A 16,961-nucleotide genomic window follows, 5' to 3' on the forward strand; every position below is an offset into this window, starting at 1 on the left:
GATCACCGCGACTTTGCAATCGCCCTGCTCAAGGGGCTGCCTGTGAAGGGCGGCTCCTTTGCGTGTCCGCGCTCGGATCGACCTGTTCTGCGCGGCGGTGGTCGATCCCTTCGCGAAAGCAGTCATCGTTCGGATTGCCATTGGATTACCAGTAGTTGATTATTAAACCTTATGGTATCAACTTTGCGCTTCTTTGGATCCTTCATGGGCTCGTTACGCTCGTGTCAATGCAAGGTTGAGGCATCGACCGCAAGATGGAGTTCGGTCGAATATTCAGGCTTCTTCGATCGTCTTGAATAGAGCCTCCAGCCTGCAGGAAGTTCGAGAGAAATCACTGCTCGTGCATCGGCACGAACCCTCTTAAGGGAGAATTGGGCTATGCGGCGTACTCGCTTGACTAAGCGCTCGGTCATAATCGCTCTCGCGGCTTCTGTCGTGATTGGTGTAGCTGGTCCTGCGGCAGTTGCCGCCACCGAAGCGGGCGCTTCCCCGGCTGCTTCGGCGCTGGCACTGGCCTCCGGGAACCAGGCCCGTCAGGAATCGGGAGAGGTGGAGGTGTGGGGAACCCGTGGTGAAACCAAGCCTCAGGCCGGCGCCACCTACGACGATGTGAAGCAGGTTTCCGGCGGCGAGAACAACTCGCTGGCTCTGACCACCAAGGGTGAAGTCATTGGCATTGGGTCAACAAACCCGTGGGGTATCAACAATGTCCCTGACGAGGCCAAGTCCGGGGTGGACGCAATCGCCGCATCGCATGGCTTCAGCCTGGCGCTGAAGGGCGGCAAGGTCATCGCTTGGGACGAGGGCAATGACTACGGCGAGCAGAAGGTCCCGGAGGAGGCGAAGTCCGGGGTGACCGCCATCGCTGCCGGCGCCTACCACGGCCTGGCCCTCAAGAACGGCGGGGTCATTGCCTGGGGTGCAGAGGGCGGGGCGAACTACGGGCAGGCAAAGGTTCCGGATAAGGCCAAGTCCGGTGTGAAGGCCATTGCCGCTGGCCAGTACTTTTCTCTCGCTCTGAAGGACAACGGAGAGGTCGTTGCCTGGGGTGTGGTCCAGAATAGTGCCAAGCCGGTAACCGTCCCGGATGAGGCGCTCTCGGGTGTAAAGGCCATTTCGGCGAACTGCATGGGCAACCACTGGATCGCGCTGAAGGACGACGGCAGTGTCATTTCCTGGGGTAACTACCAGGACGGAAACAACACGAACATGAAGGTCGTCATTCCGGACGAAGCCAAGTCCGGCGTGACGGCCATCTCGACCGGCCGCGATGCGTCCATGGCCAAGAAGGCCGACGGCAGCCTCATCAGCTGGGACAACAAATCCGACACCTTCAAGTCTGCAGTGATCCCGGACTCGTCCAGGTATGGCACTGCTGCGTTCTCCATGGGCGCTTACCACGCGGTGGTTGTGAAGGCGCAGCAGCCCGCTGGCGCCGACGCCCCGGTGATCACCAAGCCGGAGGCCGACAGTACCCAGGACAAGCCGCAGGTCCAGTTCGAGGGCACCGCCGCGTACGACAAGGGCGTCACCAAGGTCAAGCTGGCCGAGGACGGCAAGGAAGTCCGCACGGTCGGCGTCAATGCCCAGGGCAAGTGGTGGATCAGCAACAATGCCCTTCCGGAGTTCACCGAGGGCTCCCACACGGTGACCGCCACCTCCGTCACTGCCGATGGTGAGGGCAAGTCCTCCGAGGTCACCTTCGAGGTGAAGCCGCAGGCTCAGGGCGACGCCCCGGTGATCATCAAGCCGGAGGCCGACAGCACCCAGGACAAGCCGCAGGTCAAGTTCGAGGGCACCGCCGCGAACGACAAGGGTGTCACCAAGGTCAAGCTGACCGAGAACGGCAAGGAGATCCGCACGGTCGGCGTCAACTCCAAGAACGAGTGGTGGATCAGCAACGACGTCCTTCCGGAGTTCACGCCTGGTAAGCACACGGTGACCGCCACCTCCATCACCGCCAACGGTGAGGGCAAGTCCTCCGAGGTCACCTTCAACGTCGCGGTCGACGCCGGCGCTCCGGTGATCACGACGCCGGAGGCCAACGCCGACTTGGACGACAACCGTGTCAAGTTCGAGGGCACGGCCGCCTTCGACAAGGGCGTCAAGCAGGTCAAGCTGACCGAGGACGGCAAGGAGATCCGTACGGTCGGCGTCAACGCCAAGGGCGAGTGGTGGATCGCCAACAACGTTCTGCCGACGTTCACGTCGGGCAAGCACACGGTGACCGCCACGGGCATCACCGCTGAGGGCCAAACGACCACCACCACGGTCACCTTCACCGTCAAGTAACCCACCCCGAATCCACTGGGCCGTGCACCTGAGGTGCACGGCCCAGTGCCGTATCCGCGGCAGGCCGGACCTCACCATCGGCGACGGGCTGTTGACTTTTGTCAGGGATTCGCTGCTGACGTCCGCCGTAACTTTGTATGCGTCATCCCCGGATTCCGCATCGGCGCGGATCGGGAAGGCGGCGGGTACGGCCGCACCAACCGACCGGATACTCGGGCCGGCCGCATACGGGATACGTGCGATACCTGCACCACATCCCGCCTCGGACCTCACAGGAATGACTAGGAACCCGTGAAAGAACGTATATCCGCTCCTCGCACCGTTGCCGTCGTCCTGGCCGGGGGGACCGGGCAACGAGTGGGCCTCGCAATGCCGAAGCAGCTTGTCAAAATCGCCGGAAAGACGATCATCGAGCACTCCCTCCAGGTCTTCGAGGACTGTCCGGGCGTGGACGACATCGTGGTGTTCATGCACCGGGACTTCGTCGACGCCGTGGAGGAACTGGTGGCGGCTTCGGGCATGACCAAGGTCCGCGGCGTCCAGGCCGGCGGAGCTTCGCGCAGCGACACCACACAGCGTGCGATCGCGTGGGCGGAGCGCGTGCTGGGCGCGGACCGGGACGTGAACGTGCTCTTCCACGACGCCGTGAGGCCGCTCCTGTCCCCGCGCATCGTCGCCGACTGCATCACCGCTCTGGACAAGCACCGAGCCGTCGACGTGGCGATCCCGTCGTCCGACACCGTGGTGGTGACCCACGAACTGGAAGGCGAGGGAGAGTTCATCGCGGACATCCCGCGCCGGGCCCGGCTGCGCAGGGGACAGACACCGCAGGCGTTCAAGCTCTCCGTCATCCGCGAGGCGTACGAAGCCGCCATGCGCGACCCGTTCTTCGAGGCCACCGACGACTGCGCCGTGGTGCTGCGCTACCTTCCCGAGGTCCCGATCCATGTGGTGCACGGCGACGAGCACAACATGAAGGTCACGTATCCCGTCGACATCTACCTCGCCGACAAGCTCTTCCAACTCGCCTCGCACGCGGCCCCGGAGCCCCGCTCCGCGGAGGACTACCGGACGCAGCTCGACGGCAAGGCCGTCGTCATCTTCGGTGCGAGTTACGGCATCGGAGCGGACGTCGCCGCCTTCGCCGAGCGGCACGGGGCGCGTGTCTTCGCCCACAGCCGCTCCCTGTCCGGCACGTACGTCGAACGGCCGGGGCATGTCGAAAGCGCATTGGCCGCCGCTTACGCCGAGACCGGCCGTATCGACTACGTGGTCAACACCGCGGGTGTCCTGCGCACGGGCAAACTCGCCGAGACCGGGATCGAGGGCATCGAGGAGGACACGGCGGTCAACTACCTCGCTCCGGTGTACATCGCGCGCGCAGCGCACCCTTATCTCGCGCAAAGCCGGGGTCAGTTGCTGCTCTACACCTCCAGCAGTTACACCCGTGGCCGGTCGGGCTACAGCCTCTACTCTTCGGCGAAGGCCGCCATGGTGAACCTCACCCAGGCGCTCGCCGACGAATGGGCCGCGGACGGAATCCGGGTCAATTGCATCAACCCCGAACGCACCCGTACGCCGATGCGCCTCAACGCATTCGGCGAGGAGCCAGTCGATTCACTCCTCACGTCCGAGGCCGTCGCCCGGACCTCGGTCGACGTACTGATCTCCCGGCTCACCGGGCACGTGATCGACGTCAGGCGGCAGGACCCGATGAATGGTGCCGCCTTCGGCGAGGCGTCCGTGCCGGCGGCCGGCCCCGCACCTGCTCCGGGCACCGGCCCGGTGCGGCGGTGAGCGCCGTGGTGTCCGAGCACGTGACGACGTCGGGCCGTGCGGGCGGCTGCGCGTCGGTCCCCGATGTGACCGTGGTGATCGGCGTGTACAACGCCATGCCGTACCTCACGCGGTGTCTGAAGTCCGTAGCCAGCCAGACCCTGGGGCCCGGCCGCATCGAGATCATCGCGGTGGACGACGGCTCCACCGACGGCAGCGGCGACCATCTGGCCGAGTTCGCGGCCTCGTCCCGGGTCCCGATGCAGCTGGTGCGTCAGCCCAACTCCGGTGGGCCCAGTGGCCCGCGCAATGTGGGGCTGGGGCTTGCCCAAGGCCGATACGTCTTCTTCATGGACGCCGACGACTACCTGGGTGACGAAGCTCTGGAGCGGATGGTCGACGCAGCGGACCGCAACGGAACGGACGTGGTGCTCGGCAAGGTGGTCGGCGTCAACCGCGGCGCGCCGAAGTCGATGTGGGGCCGCTCCCTGGACCGGACCGACGTCTTCTCCTCCAACATCAAATTCACGCTCAGCGCGCAGAAGCTGTTCCGGCGCGCACTGCTGGTGCAGCACGACATGCGCTTCGACGAGGGACTCAGGACCGGCGAGGACGCGCTGTTCACGATGGAGGCGTATCTGCGGGCCGGCGGGGTCTCCGTGGTCGCCGATTACACCTGCTATTACCTGGTGGGGCGCGAAGACGGCAACCACGTTACCAAGAGCGGCAGTTACACCCTCCGCTTCGACTCGGCACGCGCCCTGATGCGGCTGATCAAGCAGCATGTACCGGCGGGGGAGAAGCGGGATCTGCTCATGGTCCGCCCGTTCCTGATCACTCTGCTGCCTCAGTTCGGCACCGGATTCCTGGCCGACAGCGAGGAAGTCCAACTGCACAAGCTCGACTTGGCCCGGCCGTTGATGCAGGAGTACTGGACCGACGGCGTGGCGCGACGTCTGAAGGTCAACGAACGGCTGCGCCTGCACTGCGTTGCCGGGCAGAGGCTGGCCTTCCTCATCCAGGTGCTGGAGTTCCTCCGGGCGAAGACACCGCCGAGGACGGTCATCGACACCCGGCGCCGCAGGATCTACCTGGCGTATCCCTGTTTCAACGAAGCGGGCAGGGAAGCCCCCCTTGCGCTCTACACCGTCACAACGCGCGAGTCGCTGTCATCGGACACGGTCCGGTGGGTCGGGAAGCGCCGGCCCGTACGGCGCATTCGGCGCCTGGTCCGCCTGCTGCGCACACACAGCACACGGGCGGCGCGGGCCCAGGCCGGCCCGCGGACACGGACCCTGGGGTCCGCCCCGCAAAAGCCTCCATCCGCCACGCCGCCAACGTCATCGCATTCTCCTAAGTAGGTCGTCCGTGCTCTCCACTGTTGTCCGTGCTGCCGGAATAGGCCGCCGCAGCGAACTGATCAGTCTGGCCGCGCTGTCGGCGAGCTACGTCGTCCTGCTCGCCGCCGCCCTGATGCCGCACGTCGCGCTGTTCACGCTCGCATGCGCGGGGACGTACCTGGCGGACGGCTGTCTGCACCGGTGCAGTGGACCAGTGCTGCGTCGGCTGAGCCAGTTGCGCGCCGGCGTCACCACGCGCTTCCTCGTCCGACAGTTCCTCCTCGTCGTGCTGCTCACGCGGGCCGTTCCGCAAGAGGAGGAGGCATTGGTCGCCGGTGTGGTGTGCTTCGCGGCGTTCTATGCACTGCAGGCACCGCACAGCGCACTGATCCGGTTGATCCGCGCACGCCGCCGGCTGCCGGTGGTCACCCGAAACGTCGATCTGTCGGCGATCCGGATCCCCGACGGGCCGCCGCAGCGGCTCGTCCACCGGGCCGCGCAGAAGATGCTGCACTTGGACCTGGCCGCCGTGGCGGGTCTGTTGGCGGCGGCCGGCACCGGGACGGGCGAGGCCGGTGTCCTCGGACCGGCCGTGACAGTGACCCTGGCCGTCGTGTACGTGGCGGTACTGCGTCCCTACGCGAGCCCACGGCGCACCCCGCCGCCCGCCGACACCGTGCTGGCCGCGGTGGACGATTGGTTGCGCGACTACCGGCCCACCGCCGTGCTCTACTTCTCCGGCTCCAAGGACTCGGCCTACCAGGTCAACATGTGGTTGAGCACGATGGAGAGACTGGAGGGACGGCCGCTGATCCTGCTGCGCGAGCGCCACACGGTCCCGCTCCTCGGGCCGACGACGGTGCCGGTGATCTGCGTACCCAACGGCGTGCACCTGATGAACATGGACCTGTCCAGCGCTCGCGTCGCGTTCTACGCCGCGAACGTCGGAAAGAACATCCACCTGTTGCGGGTGCCGACGAAGAAGCATGTCTTCATCGGGCACGGCGACAGCGACAAGGTCGCCAGTGTCAACCCCTACTGCAAGGCGTACGACGAGGTGTGGACGGCCGGCCGCGCGGGACGCGACCGCTACACCCTGGCCGACGTGGGTGTGCAGGACGAGAACGTGGTCGAGGTCGGACGGCCCCAGCTCGACCAGTTGACGGTGTGGCCGGGGCCGCGGCCGGGGCAGATCCCGACCGTCCTATACGCCCCGACGTGGGAGGGCTGGGACGACACGCCTGGCAACACATCGCTGATCTGTGCAGGTGAGAGCATTGTGCGCGCCCTCGTGTCGGCGGATCCGCCGGTGCGGGTCCTCTACCGGCCTCACCCCCTGACGGGTATTCGCAGTGCGGCCGCCGCCGAGGCTCACCGCCGGATCATCTGCCTGATCGAGGACGCCGCGGCCGAGCGGCGTGCCGATCCCCGCTGGACGGCCGACCGTCACGCCGTCGCACAGGCCAGGGCTGAAATGTCGCGCATCGAAGCGGAGCCGGTGGGTCTTGGGCAGGCCGCGGCCGCGCCCGCTGACGAGGCCGAGCGCTCCCGGGACAGCCGGGCCGACACCATGCATCACGCCGCGGCGATGCGTCGGCGCAAGGCGCGGAACAACGCCTACTGGCGCTCCTTCCCCGCCTGGGAACACCGCGTCGTCTCGGATTCCGGGCCCTCACTCTACGAGTGCTTCAACGCTTCGGACGGCCTGGTGGCGGATATCTCCAGCGTGGTGTCGGACTTCTTGGTCACCGGCAAACCGTACGCCGTTACGGACGCCGGCGGCCTGGGTGCCGAGGAGTTCCGGCGCAGGATCACGGCCGCACGTGCGGCCGTGATCCTCTCCAAGGACGCGGCCGGCATCGACGTGCTCACTGCCGCCGTCCACTTCAGGAGTCAGGACCACCTCGCCCATGCCCGGGCGGAGTTGAAGGACTACCTCGTAGGTCCCGCGGCGCCGGGCTCCATGGAACGCTTCAACGCTGCCTTGCGCGCCCTGGAGGGCAGGGCCGACCGCCGTTGTGAAACAGCCGGGGCACCACGGGCCGGGTGCGGGTGACCCGGGGCGCGTGCACCGGGATACGGGGCGCGGGCGAGGCAAGGGGATCAGTGCCTCTGAAGAGCACCGTCGGCGCAGGGGACCACGGTTCCCAGCGCCGGCAAGGGCGCAGCCGCTCACGCTGGCTCGCGCAGTCGGATCGGGTTCTCGTGGTTGTCCACCCAGATGCGCTGCCCGTCAGCGGTCACGGTCAGACCGAGGCGGCCAAGGCCGGGCCGGTCCTGCTCCCGCCACCAGGCATAAGCCGCTTCGACTTCGTCCCATAGGCGGCGCTCGCCGTACTGGTAGACCGTGGACTCCTTGCCGCCCTCGCGGAAAAGGGTGCAGGCCCAGGACCGGTCCGTGAGGCTGCACAGCCACACCGGCTGGCGCCCGTCCTGCGGCCCGTCGAAGACCACCGTGCAGCCAGGGACGAGCAGGCCGAGGACGAACCGGTGGATGTCCCACTCGCTGCTGCCGAAGGTCTCGTCCAGCGTGAGCGCCGTGCTGGACTGCTCGGCCTGCTCCCGGGACTCGGCGGTCACATAGTCCGCGTACTCGGGCCGCTCCCACCGCTGGGACCGCAAGTTCATGAACCGCACCAGGTCCATGAACTTCCCACTCGCCTGCCCGTCGTGCGTGACGGTGAGGGCGACCGTGGCCTCCGTGCGTGTGAAGGCGGTGCCCCACGGCGTCACGATCACGCCGCCAGGTCGGCACTGTTCGATCCAGGCCCGAGGGATGGTGTGCAGTCCGCAGGTGGCGACGATTCGGTCGTACGGCGCCTTGGCGGGGTACCCGCGAAATCCGTCCCCGTGCACCACGGTGACCTCCCCCAACCCGTGCCGTGCCAAGGTCGCGCGCGCGGTATCGGCGAGAACCTGGTCCACCTCGACGTTGACCACGTTGGCGGGGCCGATACGGGACGCGAGGTGGCCGGCGTTCCAGCTCGTGCCGGTGCCGACCTCCAACGCGCGCTGCCCCAGATGTACATCGAGGGCGCGGAGCATCGCGGCGACGACAGACGGCTCGGACGCCGACTAGGAGGCCACCTGGCCGGGTTCTGGGCCCTGGTGTTCGCCGTCGTCCCACTGGGTCACCAGTGGATCGCCGGACTCGGCCGCCGCGCGCCACCGCTGCGGATCGCGGGCCCGGTCCACGAGCACGACGTCGCCCGTCGCCACGTCGTTCTGCCACATCACATCGGGCAGGAACCCGGTCCGGGGCAAGTCCCGGAACACGGGCTCCCGCTCGGTGGTCAGCACGCCGTCCGCCGCGAGCTCGGCGACGAGGCCGTTCCAGCTGTTCGGTGAGTTCACTTCCCGCGCTTTCCGTCGCCCTTGGGCATGTCGCCGTCGGTCTGGGGCTTCTCTTTCGGCGGTGTCCACGGCTGCCCCGGGAGCATGTCGCCCTTCCCCTTGTCGTCCTTCCCGCGCTTGCCCAGGGTCCCCTCCCACCTTCGGCAATATGAGGCAGGCCACAGTAGTGGTGGACCGGTGTTCGGGACAGACGGCCTGCGGCACTACCTGCATGCCGCGCCCTTGGAGCGCCTTCCAGTTCAGCTCGCGGAGCACACCACCCTAGCTGCCCGGCCCTTCGTGACACGCCGCTTTCACCCAGCGCCGTGCATCACTGGTTCGTCTGTCGCATCTGGGCGTCGTACTCCGCATGCGGACCAAGACCGGCGGCGGCGCGGCGTTCGTCGAGGTGTTTGGGATCCGCGATTTGGTGTGGCTCGCCGTCTACGTACTGCGATCCGTACAGTTGCAGCTCGTTGCGATGGAGCAGGCAGCGGTCGGTGAGCATCGCGAGCTGCCACGGCATAGCGTCGCCGGCCTCGACGGCCGCCCGGAGCAGTTCGAGGGCGTGCTCCTGGAATCCACGGTGCCCGTCCGCGTCCGCGTGCTGCGCAATGATCCAGGCCGCGCGGTGATCAGGCGCTTGGCCAGAGCGTCCGGCCTTGTTTCCTGGCCATGGTCATGAGGGCTGGTTTCCCGCGGTTCGCCGTGGTGACACCCGGCGGCAGGGATCGCACTGGCGGACGGCGCGGCTCTGCTTGCCGCGGGGGTCAAGACCGTGCCCGCGGTCTATCGACTCCCCGAATAGTCAGCGACGGCTGCTCCCATGGAACCACTCGCCGCCACGAACACGCCGACGAGCAGAGCTGCTTGATATTGGGTATGAGTCATCGCGTTCTGGCATGGGGCGGGCTGGAAGCGGAGTTGGCAGCGCGGGCAGTGCAGCGCCCGTATCCGGCTCACCCGCGAGGTGAGCGCCCTCACCGCCGATAGCGCCACGGTGGCCGCGGCTGCGAACAACACCGCGGTGAGCACGAAGTCCCCCGAGGCCGGCAGCTTGATCCCTCACAGGCCGGTGAACCCGGCGGCCACGATGCGGGCCGCGCTCCGGGTCCGGATCACGGGCCACTGGTGCTCGTCGGAGACCACCGGTCCGCGGGGCTCCTCGCATTGCGGCGCGCGCGGTCCCCTCCGGCGTTATACCGGCCGAGGTCGGCCGGTCTTCCTTGGGCGCTCATCCGGGCGTCTCGCTCTCTGCCAGGAGGTGCTGTACGCGCAGGATGAGGACCACGTCGTCGCGGTAGTCCTCCTGGTACCAGAGCATCAGGTCGGCCTCGGCGTGCGTGCGGACGCCGGAGGCGGACTCGGTGATGTCGAAGGGGTGACCGATGCGGCGTACGCCGACGGCGTCGGCGATGCGTTGGGCGATGGCCTCGACGGCGGCGCGCTGGTCGTCGGTGAGTCCTCCGACGATGTGTTCGGCGTCGGGGAGGTACTCCCACGTCCAGTCGCTCACGCGGCCTCCGTGGCCGTGCGGAGGATGCGGCTGATCTCGGCGGCGGCGGCGCGGCGTTCGGTGCGGTCCTCGGCCTGGGCGACGGTCTGCTCGCACTCGTGCAGGCGGGCGGCGAGGTACGGGCGGCGGTGGACGGCGACCCAGGTGAACCAGTGCTCGGTGAAGGCCCGGAAGGGGGCGAGGTCGTAGGCGTCGTGGGCCTCGCGGGTTGTCATCTCCCAGTGCTGGTCGAACTGGGCCAGGGCGGCGGGGTTGAGGCGGGTGACAGCGACGCGGAGGGCGGCGGGTGTCCTGTCGGGCAGGGGGATCAGCGGCCCGTCTGCGGCTGTGTGGGTCTGCGCGGTCACGCAGCTGCCTCCTCGTTATGGGTGGGCTGGTCGGCTTCGTCGCGGGCGTGGCCGGCCGCGGTGATGGCGATGGTGACGGTGCCCGCCGTGTAGCCGCGCAGGAGGAGCTCGCACAGGGCGCTCATGGACCGCAGCGTGGTCTTCTTGCGCGCGGCGTCCGCGTTCTGCCAGAGGGCGGGGTCGATGTCGGCTGTCCAGCGTCCTCGGTCGCGGCCGTGGGTGTACGCGGGTGGTGTGATGGTGATGGTGTCGCTGGCATACGCAGTGAGGAGGGCCGCGAGCGCGCCGGCGATGGGCAGTCGGTCCCTGGCTGCTTGCTTGCGTGCGTCTTCCCATACGGCGGTTTCGACGGTGACCGTCTTGACTGCCATGGGGCTCCTCCTTGGGTGTGCCGCGCGGCACAGGTCGTGGGACACAGAGCATATGGCATGACGGTCATGCATGTCTTGCTCTGCGGATCTCCTCTCACCGCCTCGCAGGTGAGCACGAAGTCCCAGCATTCCAGGGGGGTGAGCAGGCCTGGCTCATGGCCGAACTCACCGCTGTACCAAGAGAGTTCGAGGGCCTGTTCCCAATCCTCTCCCAGTTGATCTTTCGAATCATGTTCCTGTGCAGATCAACGGGGGTGCATCTCTAGATGCCGGTTGATTCAGGGGCATGCATGATCGATCGTGCTGATGCGACTGGCCTGCCTGTGCGTGGCGTATGCGTTCGCTCTGCTGCGTCTGTCGGCGGTGAGCGAGTGGCAAGGGAGTGGGAGGGAGCCCGGGCGGTGGTCGTACCCGCTGCGTCGGCGAACCGGTCGCGCAGACCGGCGATCAGCTGCGCCGGTAGGGGTCGGCGAACGGCTCCAGGGACTGGCGGACCTCCTGTTGGGCGGCGTCCAGGCGCGGCCCGGGGCCGTAGTGACGGGCGCGGGCCTTGCCGTGTGGGGCCAGCCAGCCGATGCGGACCAGGTCGCGGATGTCGCGGATGGCCTGCTGGTCGGAGAGGTCGGCGTCCTGCTGGTAGACGGTGCGGCGGACCTTTGAGCCCCAGAAGGCGGGAAGCAGGGCGTGGACGACGCGTTCGTCCAGGCCGTCGGCGGCGGTGGCCTCGCCCAGGTGGATCCAGGCGCGGGCGAGCAAGTCGGTGCGGCGCTGGGCCTGCTGGGCCTGGCGGTGGTGGGCGCTGAGGCAGAACCGGATCCAGGGATGCGTGTCGCGTTCGGGACTCCAGTTCGGGCCGCCGACCTGCTGGAGGACTTGGTAGTAGGCGTAGGTGTTCTGACCGCGGCCCAGCCACTCCTCGATGCTGGAGAACTCCGGCGGCAGCATCTGCTCGGCCTCACGGGCGAACACCAGCGTGGACAAGGCCCGGGACATGCGCCCGTTCCCGTCCTTCCACGGGTGGACGTTGACCAGGTTCAGATGCGCCATCGATGCGCGCACGTGCACGGGCGCGTCCAGGTCGCCGTCGTTGAGCCAGCCGATCAGCTCCCTCATCAGCTCAGGGACGTGTTCGGAGCCGGGGGCGGTGTAGGCGGGCACGAGCGGGTCGTCGGGGCTGGTGACATACACCGGCCCGTCCCGCCAGCGGCCTGGGCGCTTGTCCAGGTGGTGTCCCTGGAGCATGAAGTGCAGCCCGCCCAGCAGGCCTGCGTCGTACCGGAACTCCGGGCCGGCATCCGCCAGAGCCTGAATGTAGGCCATCGCACGCTGGTAGCCCTCCAGCTCCACCCGGGTACGGTCTTCGGTCTCCAGCGGCTCCTCGCCGGCCATCAGCGCCTCGACATCGTCCACGGTCGCGGCGTAGCCCTCGATCGTGTTCGACCCGGCGATCGCCCGCGCCGTCAGGTTCCGCCGCAGCTGCCCCGACCACCGTGGCTGCGCACGCAGCTGATGCCGCAGCTTGTGCCGCATCTCCTCGATCTCCGCCAGGACGCGGTGGTCGTCGGCGTCCAGCGCCGGAGTCTTGTACAACATGACTCGATGACACCATGACTGCATCATCATGTCAAACATCGGTTGCACTTGCTGAATCCCCGTTCGTACAGGTCACGCAGCATGTCCGTACGCGTGGAGGATGCCGCCAAGGCGGTCCGAGCACCTCCTACGCGATCCAGACGGGCGCATCGGAGACGACGCTGTCCGCGTGGATGGTGGCACCTGCGCCCGCGTTCACGACGGCGCCCTCGCCGTTCGTTCCCGCCGGGGACTGGAGTGACGGCGAGCAGATCACCCCGGCTCTCATGCACGCGCGCATCGCCAAGCCGTACCGGGCTCTGTTCAACCCGCCGCGGTTCTCGCTGCGGTACACGCTCGGGTATTCGGCACCGTCGAACCAGCCGGCCCGGCTCGGCTGGTCGGGCTCGGGCATGGAGGAATGCGGCGGCTGGTCCCTCAGCCGTGACGGCACCGCCGTCACCGCCCCGGCGGCGGGCGTGTATCTCGTCTCGTTCTGCCTGGCGACGCAGCGGGACGGCCCGACCGGTGCGTTCGGCTCGTACCAAGTGCAGCTGCTGAAGAACGGAACCTTGGTGTCCTTGCGGCAGCGGCAGAACACCCGCGCCGACTACCCATCCTCCCTGTGCGCCACCGAGCTGGTGTACCTCGACCAGGGTGACACCCTGTCGACCGTTCTACTCGGCACCGGTACCGGCGTGACCTGGCGCGACTACGGCAACGACGTCCGCGAGGAACGGTGGAACGCCTTCTCCGCGGTGATGCTCGCCCCCGGCGCCACAAGCAGGAAGGGGTGAGGCGTGGAGTTTCCCGACTGGGCACCGCGTGATCTCGCGGACGCCGCCAAGATGAACGCCCGTGTCCGGGACGTCCACCGCGAGCTCGCAAACCCGGTACGCCTCGCGCTGACAGGTGTCAGCAAGGTGGCCAGCATTCCGGACGACGGCATGTTCAAGACCCTCGTGTGGGACACGGCGGAGTGGGCGGGGGCCTGGTCCTCGAACGGGGGCGAGTCCTACACGGTGCCGGTGTCCGGCTTCTACTTCCTGGCCGCCGACTTCACTGCCCTGTCGCCCAAGGACACCTCGAAGAAGCCCTCCCTGCGTCTGGCCGCCTTCAACCAGCACAACCAGGACGACCGGGAATGGTTCCGATCCAACAACCCCGTTGTTGTGCCCGGCACTTACGTGACGTGCTCGCTGCGCGGGGTGGGCTTCGCCGAAGCGGGCGACCGCATCAGTCTGCGCGCGAGTGCAGCACCGGGTGCAGGCGCGTGGGAGGTGTCGGTCGGCTCGCGTACCAGCGCACAACTCAACCGGCTGTCGGCGGTGCTGATCGCACCCGCCGCCAGCAGATAGACCCCGACAAGGAGGGGTGCCATCAACACATCAACGATCCTGGATCTCTTCGGGATTGTCGGAATCCTGGCCACCGTGGTCGGCGGCATCGTCGTCGTGAAGGCGTCGAGGGATGCCAAGACCGCGGAGGTCTGGCGGGAGGAGGCGGAGGCCCAGAAAGCACGGGCCGACCGCCTTCAGGAAGACCTGGCGGAGATCAAGGAGCGGCTGAAGCGCATCGAGCAGGAAAATGCCCGCCTGATCGCGCTCCTGACCGCGCTCGACCCGTCCAGGCTCCTCCGGCCTGCAACGGAGTAATCCAACTAACGAACCCCGATCAATGGCCCGCATTCGCGGGCCTTTTTCATTCCCAACGTAAGGAGATTACATGGCTGTTGCTCAGAAGATTCTTGACACCGCTCGTGGTGAGGTCGGCTACCAGGAAGGCTACGAAGACGGCCACTGGAACAACGAGCAGAAGTACAGCCCGGCCGTGCCGGGCCTGGAGTGGAGCGATGGTGAGCCCTGGTGCTCGACATTCGTCTCGTGGGTTTTCCGCCAGGCCGGAGCCGGCGACCTGGCCCCCGTAACAGTCTCTTGTCTTGAGGGTGTTTCATGGTTTGAGGACCGGGACCGATTCTCCGAGTACCCCGGGGTAGGCGCCATCTGCTACTTTGGATCCGGGGGCGGTAGCCACGTCGGGATCATCACGTCGTGCACGGACGATGTCATTTACACGGTCGAGGGAAACACCAACGATTCCGGCTCCGCAGAGGGTGACGGCGTCTACCGCAAGGCCCGTTCCCGCAAGTCGGCTTACGTCTACGGATACGGCTACCCGGATCACCCCGAAGGCATTGTTGTCGCAGACCCGGCCTGGAAGGGCCGAGACGGCGTCACCTACTTCGGTCACGAGGCCTCCGAGGGCGACCTCCCCTCCGGGGGCAGTTCGCGGCCGAGCACCCCGTCCTCCGGGCAGGTGGTGATTCACGGCCTGGCGTACGGCCCAGGGGCAAAGGGCGGGCACATCACGGCGCTTGGCCGCATGCTCGTCGCCGCGGGCTGCTCCGCATACGAGGAAGGTCCTGGTCCGGTGTGGACGTCGGCGGACAAGGAGTCGGTGCGCCGGTATCAGATCAAGATCGGCGACCGGGGTTCGGATGCTGACGGCCTGCCCGGCAGGCTCCAGCTCGCCCGCCTGAAGGACGAGTTCGGGTGGGCGGCGGCGTAATGGCATCCATACCGAAGCGCGGTCGGCACCGCGGGCCGGCCACGGCCTACCCGATTCTGGAGCTAGCGCGCGAGCACCCGGCCCGGCTGTACAGCATCGCCGCAGCAGCCGTGACCCTCGTCGCCCTCTACGTACCCGGCCTCCCTCAGGAAGCGATCCTTGGCCTGATGGCCGCACTCCTGGGGGCTGGTGAGGTCACGCAGCGTGTGGAGAACTCGAAGACCGCGGAGGCGTTCGAGCTGCTGGCACGAGCAGCTGCGCGTAAGACTCCCTGACGCCGAAGAGCTGCAGCACCCCCTACTTTCGTCGGTTGGCGAATACAGCATTTCGGTGGTTGAGGGGGGGTGCTGGGGAATGCGACGCTCGTGACCGTACATGCAACCCGTGAGCTTTTTCGCAGTCGGGTATTTGAACGATGGCGAGCTGTGGCACACGGTCCGGCCCGCCCGGGAAACGGAATTCAATGAAGCTCTCTCTCAATACGTCCCGGTACGTCACAGGCGCACTGTCAACGGCAATCCTCGCAGCAGGGGCCGTCACCTTCACTCCGTCTGTCGCACAGGCCGTCAGTGGGACTGATCACGGGGGGTACGTGATGAAAATCAAGGATGGCGGCTGTATCACGCCTTCCGGGGGTTATACAGGGGCTGACGACGGCACCGGAACCATTGTTACCACCCTGCGTGGCTTTATAGCAGGCGACTGTGACGACAGTCGAGCTGTATGGCACGTCCTGGACCAGAACGGGAAGCTGGTTCTGAGCACCTTCTCGGAAGGCAGACGCTACATCCTTGACAAGCAGGATCCTGCCGAGGATGATCTCACCTTCCGCGATCGCCCGGAAAAAGACGTGGTTCTGGCCGTGGGCGGGCCAGGGGACCTGAGTCTTCGCAGCAATCCCCCCACAGGTTCCGGAAGCTTCAGCGCGGCGCTTAAGTGGTCGGACGATCACCTGATATCCGGCGACATCAGTAATGTCACTCTTGAGAACCTTAAGGGCGAGAAGGTCCACTCGGAGAATGGCAGCGTAAAGTTTCCTTCCCGTATTCTGACCGAAGTGCTCCCCAAGCCTCATATTTCAGCCAACTGTCATTGGGGGACGCCCGGTGTCCCGAGCAAAACTTGGTTTAAGTCGATCGACGCATACGTCCCTCAACTCCCTGACGGGTATACCCTCCCGGAGGGCACCCGCGTCGTCGTGGCCTCGCAGGATCAGAATGTCATTCTGAACTACCCGCTACTTCCCGTGGCGGGCAGCGGCGGAACGGTAATCGGCCCGAGCGTTGCCAATTTCCCGGGCTGGTCAACTGCGAAGACCTTTGATCAGGCACGCACAAACGGCGATGGCACCAAATACGTCAGGTTCGAGAACGGCGGCATTGACACCGACGCGCACAAGAACGACGGTTCGGTTGCTCTTAATCAGTCTCTCGACTATTACAACGTGTTTTTCGTTTCCCCGGACGGTTTCCGGTCGGAACCCGCCCAGGCCACGCTGGCGAACAACGACCTCATCTTCGGCTGCTCCAGCAAGGTGACGGACAACGGCGATATCCGGCCCAACCTGCCCAGCTTGCCCAACCTGGACGGTCAGGTCCGCACCAGCAACCCCTGAGGTCTGCCGACTGTAACGCGGCTTCACGGAACCCTAACTAACCAATCAATCAAAGCTGATTGACGATTCCCTCATACACATTCCATGAGTGCCCGGCACGTATGCGAAAGCCCCCACCCGATTGGGTGGGGGCCTTTCGGCGTTTCGGGGGTTGTCACAGCACGGACAGGAAAATATTCTTCGGGGCGGCGGGCTTGGGCTTCCTCACCGGCCGGGCCGCGGGGCGGGGCG

The 16,961-nt window shown here is 66.8% G+C and carries 16 protein-coding genes and 1 pseudogene; 10 read left to right on the forward strand and 7 right to left on the reverse strand.

Annotated elements, in window-relative coordinates; translation table 11 throughout:
* Nucleotides 1-378 precede the first annotated feature (378 nt).
* The 4 genes from ACLHRZ_RS35470 (at nt 379) to ACLHRZ_RS35485 (ending at nt 7,464) form a co-directional block, all read left to right on the forward strand.
* Nucleotides 379-2,292, forward strand: a complete 1,914-nt coding sequence (locus tag ACLHRZ_RS35470) for an Ig-like domain-containing protein (protein ID WP_490422739.1) — start codon at nt 379-381, stop codon at nt 2,290-2,292.
* A 291-nt stretch (nt 2,293-2,583) separates the two neighbouring features.
* Nucleotides 2,584-4,089 (forward strand): SDR family NAD(P)-dependent oxidoreductase, encoded by a 1,506-nt coding sequence (locus ACLHRZ_RS35475; RefSeq protein ID WP_490422740.1) that lies wholly within the window; start codon nt 2,584-2,586, stop codon nt 4,087-4,089.
* Nucleotides 4,090-4,184: 95 nt separating this feature from the next.
* Nucleotides 4,185-5,429 (forward strand): glycosyltransferase family 2 protein, encoded by a 1,245-nt coding sequence (locus tag ACLHRZ_RS35480; protein WP_490422752.1) that lies wholly within the window; start codon nt 4,185-4,187, stop codon nt 5,427-5,429.
* A 7-nt stretch (nt 5,430-5,436) separates the two neighbouring features.
* Complete coding sequence (locus ACLHRZ_RS35485; protein WP_490422741.1) at nt 5,437-7,464, forward strand: hypothetical protein; 2,028 nt, start codon at nt 5,437-5,439, stop codon at nt 7,462-7,464.
* 116 nt (nt 7,465-7,580) lie between these two features.
* On the opposite strand, the pseudogene ACLHRZ_RS35490 reads toward ACLHRZ_RS35485, so the two are convergent.
* From ACLHRZ_RS35490 to ACLHRZ_RS35520, 7 genes and pseudogenes are all read right to left on the reverse strand, one after another.
* A pseudogene (locus tag ACLHRZ_RS35490) lies at nt 7,581-8,465 on the reverse strand (methyltransferase domain-containing protein); the annotation flags it as partial.
* A gap of 18 nt (nt 8,466-8,483) precedes the next feature.
* Nucleotides 8,484-8,762 carry a hypothetical protein gene (locus ACLHRZ_RS35495; RefSeq protein WP_490422742.1) on the reverse strand — a complete coding sequence of 93 codons (279 nt, stop codon included), beginning with the start codon at nt 8,760-8,762 and terminating at the stop codon, nt 8,484-8,486.
* A gap of 310 nt (nt 8,763-9,072) precedes the next feature.
* The gene (locus tag ACLHRZ_RS35500) at nt 9,073-9,360 is read right to left on the reverse strand and encodes a DUF6624 domain-containing protein (protein ID WP_490422753.1); all 288 of its coding nucleotides are present in this window, start codon (nt 9,358-9,360) and stop codon (nt 9,073-9,075) included.
* Nucleotides 9,361-9,975: 615 nt separating this feature from the next.
* Nucleotides 9,976-10,257: a hypothetical protein gene (locus ACLHRZ_RS35505; RefSeq protein WP_490422743.1), complete on the reverse strand. Its 282-nt coding sequence runs from the start codon at nt 10,255-10,257 to the stop codon at nt 9,976-9,978.
* Nucleotides 10,254-10,604 carry a DUF6247 family protein gene (locus ACLHRZ_RS35510; RefSeq protein ID WP_490422744.1) on the reverse strand — a complete coding sequence of 117 codons (351 nt, stop codon included), beginning with the start codon at nt 10,602-10,604 and terminating at the stop codon, nt 10,254-10,256. Before ACLHRZ_RS35510 ends, ACLHRZ_RS35505 begins: the two co-directional genes overlap by 4 nt.
* Complete coding sequence (locus ACLHRZ_RS35515) at nt 10,601-10,975, reverse strand: hypothetical protein (RefSeq protein WP_490422745.1); 375 nt, start codon at nt 10,973-10,975, stop codon at nt 10,601-10,603. Before ACLHRZ_RS35515 ends, ACLHRZ_RS35510 begins: the two co-directional genes overlap by 4 nt.
* Before the next feature lie 447 nt (nt 10,976-11,422).
* On the reverse strand, nt 11,423-12,568 hold the full coding sequence (locus tag ACLHRZ_RS35520) for a Fic family protein (RefSeq protein ID WP_490422746.1): 1,146 nt from the start codon (nt 12,566-12,568) through the stop codon (nt 11,423-11,425).
* Nucleotides 12,569-12,741: 173 nt separating this feature from the next.
* Here ACLHRZ_RS35520 and ACLHRZ_RS35525 point away from each other — a divergent pair, with 173 nt between their 5' ends.
* The 6 genes from ACLHRZ_RS35525 (at nt 12,742) to ACLHRZ_RS35550 (ending at nt 16,730) form a co-directional block, all read left to right on the forward strand.
* On the forward strand, nt 12,742-13,344 hold the full coding sequence (locus ACLHRZ_RS35525; RefSeq protein WP_490422747.1) for a hypothetical protein: 603 nt from the start codon (nt 12,742-12,744) through the stop codon (nt 13,342-13,344).
* 3 nt (nt 13,345-13,347) lie between these two features.
* Complete coding sequence (locus tag ACLHRZ_RS35530; protein ID WP_490422748.1) at nt 13,348-13,905, forward strand: hypothetical protein; 558 nt, start codon at nt 13,348-13,350, stop codon at nt 13,903-13,905.
* A gap of 75 nt (nt 13,906-13,980) precedes the next feature.
* On the forward strand, nt 13,981-14,202 hold the full coding sequence (locus ACLHRZ_RS35535) for a hypothetical protein (protein WP_490421454.1): 222 nt from the start codon (nt 13,981-13,983) through the stop codon (nt 14,200-14,202).
* 70 nt (nt 14,203-14,272) lie between these two features.
* The gene (locus ACLHRZ_RS35540) at nt 14,273-15,115 is read left to right on the forward strand and encodes a peptidoglycan-binding protein (protein ID WP_490422749.1); all 843 of its coding nucleotides are present in this window, start codon (nt 14,273-14,275) and stop codon (nt 15,113-15,115) included.
* The gene (locus tag ACLHRZ_RS35545) at nt 15,115-15,390 is read left to right on the forward strand and encodes a hypothetical protein (protein ID WP_490422750.1); all 276 of its coding nucleotides are present in this window, start codon (nt 15,115-15,117) and stop codon (nt 15,388-15,390) included. The genes ACLHRZ_RS35540 and ACLHRZ_RS35545 overlap by 1 nt, the downstream gene beginning before the upstream one ends.
* 317 nt (nt 15,391-15,707) lie before the next feature.
* Nucleotides 15,708-16,730 (forward strand): hypothetical protein, encoded by a 1,023-nt coding sequence (locus tag ACLHRZ_RS35550; RefSeq protein WP_490422751.1) that lies wholly within the window; start codon nt 15,708-15,710, stop codon nt 16,728-16,730.
* The last annotated feature ends 231 nt before the right edge of the window (nt 16,731-16,961 follow it).

The organism is Streptomyces sp. AM25, from assembly GCF_058146165.1.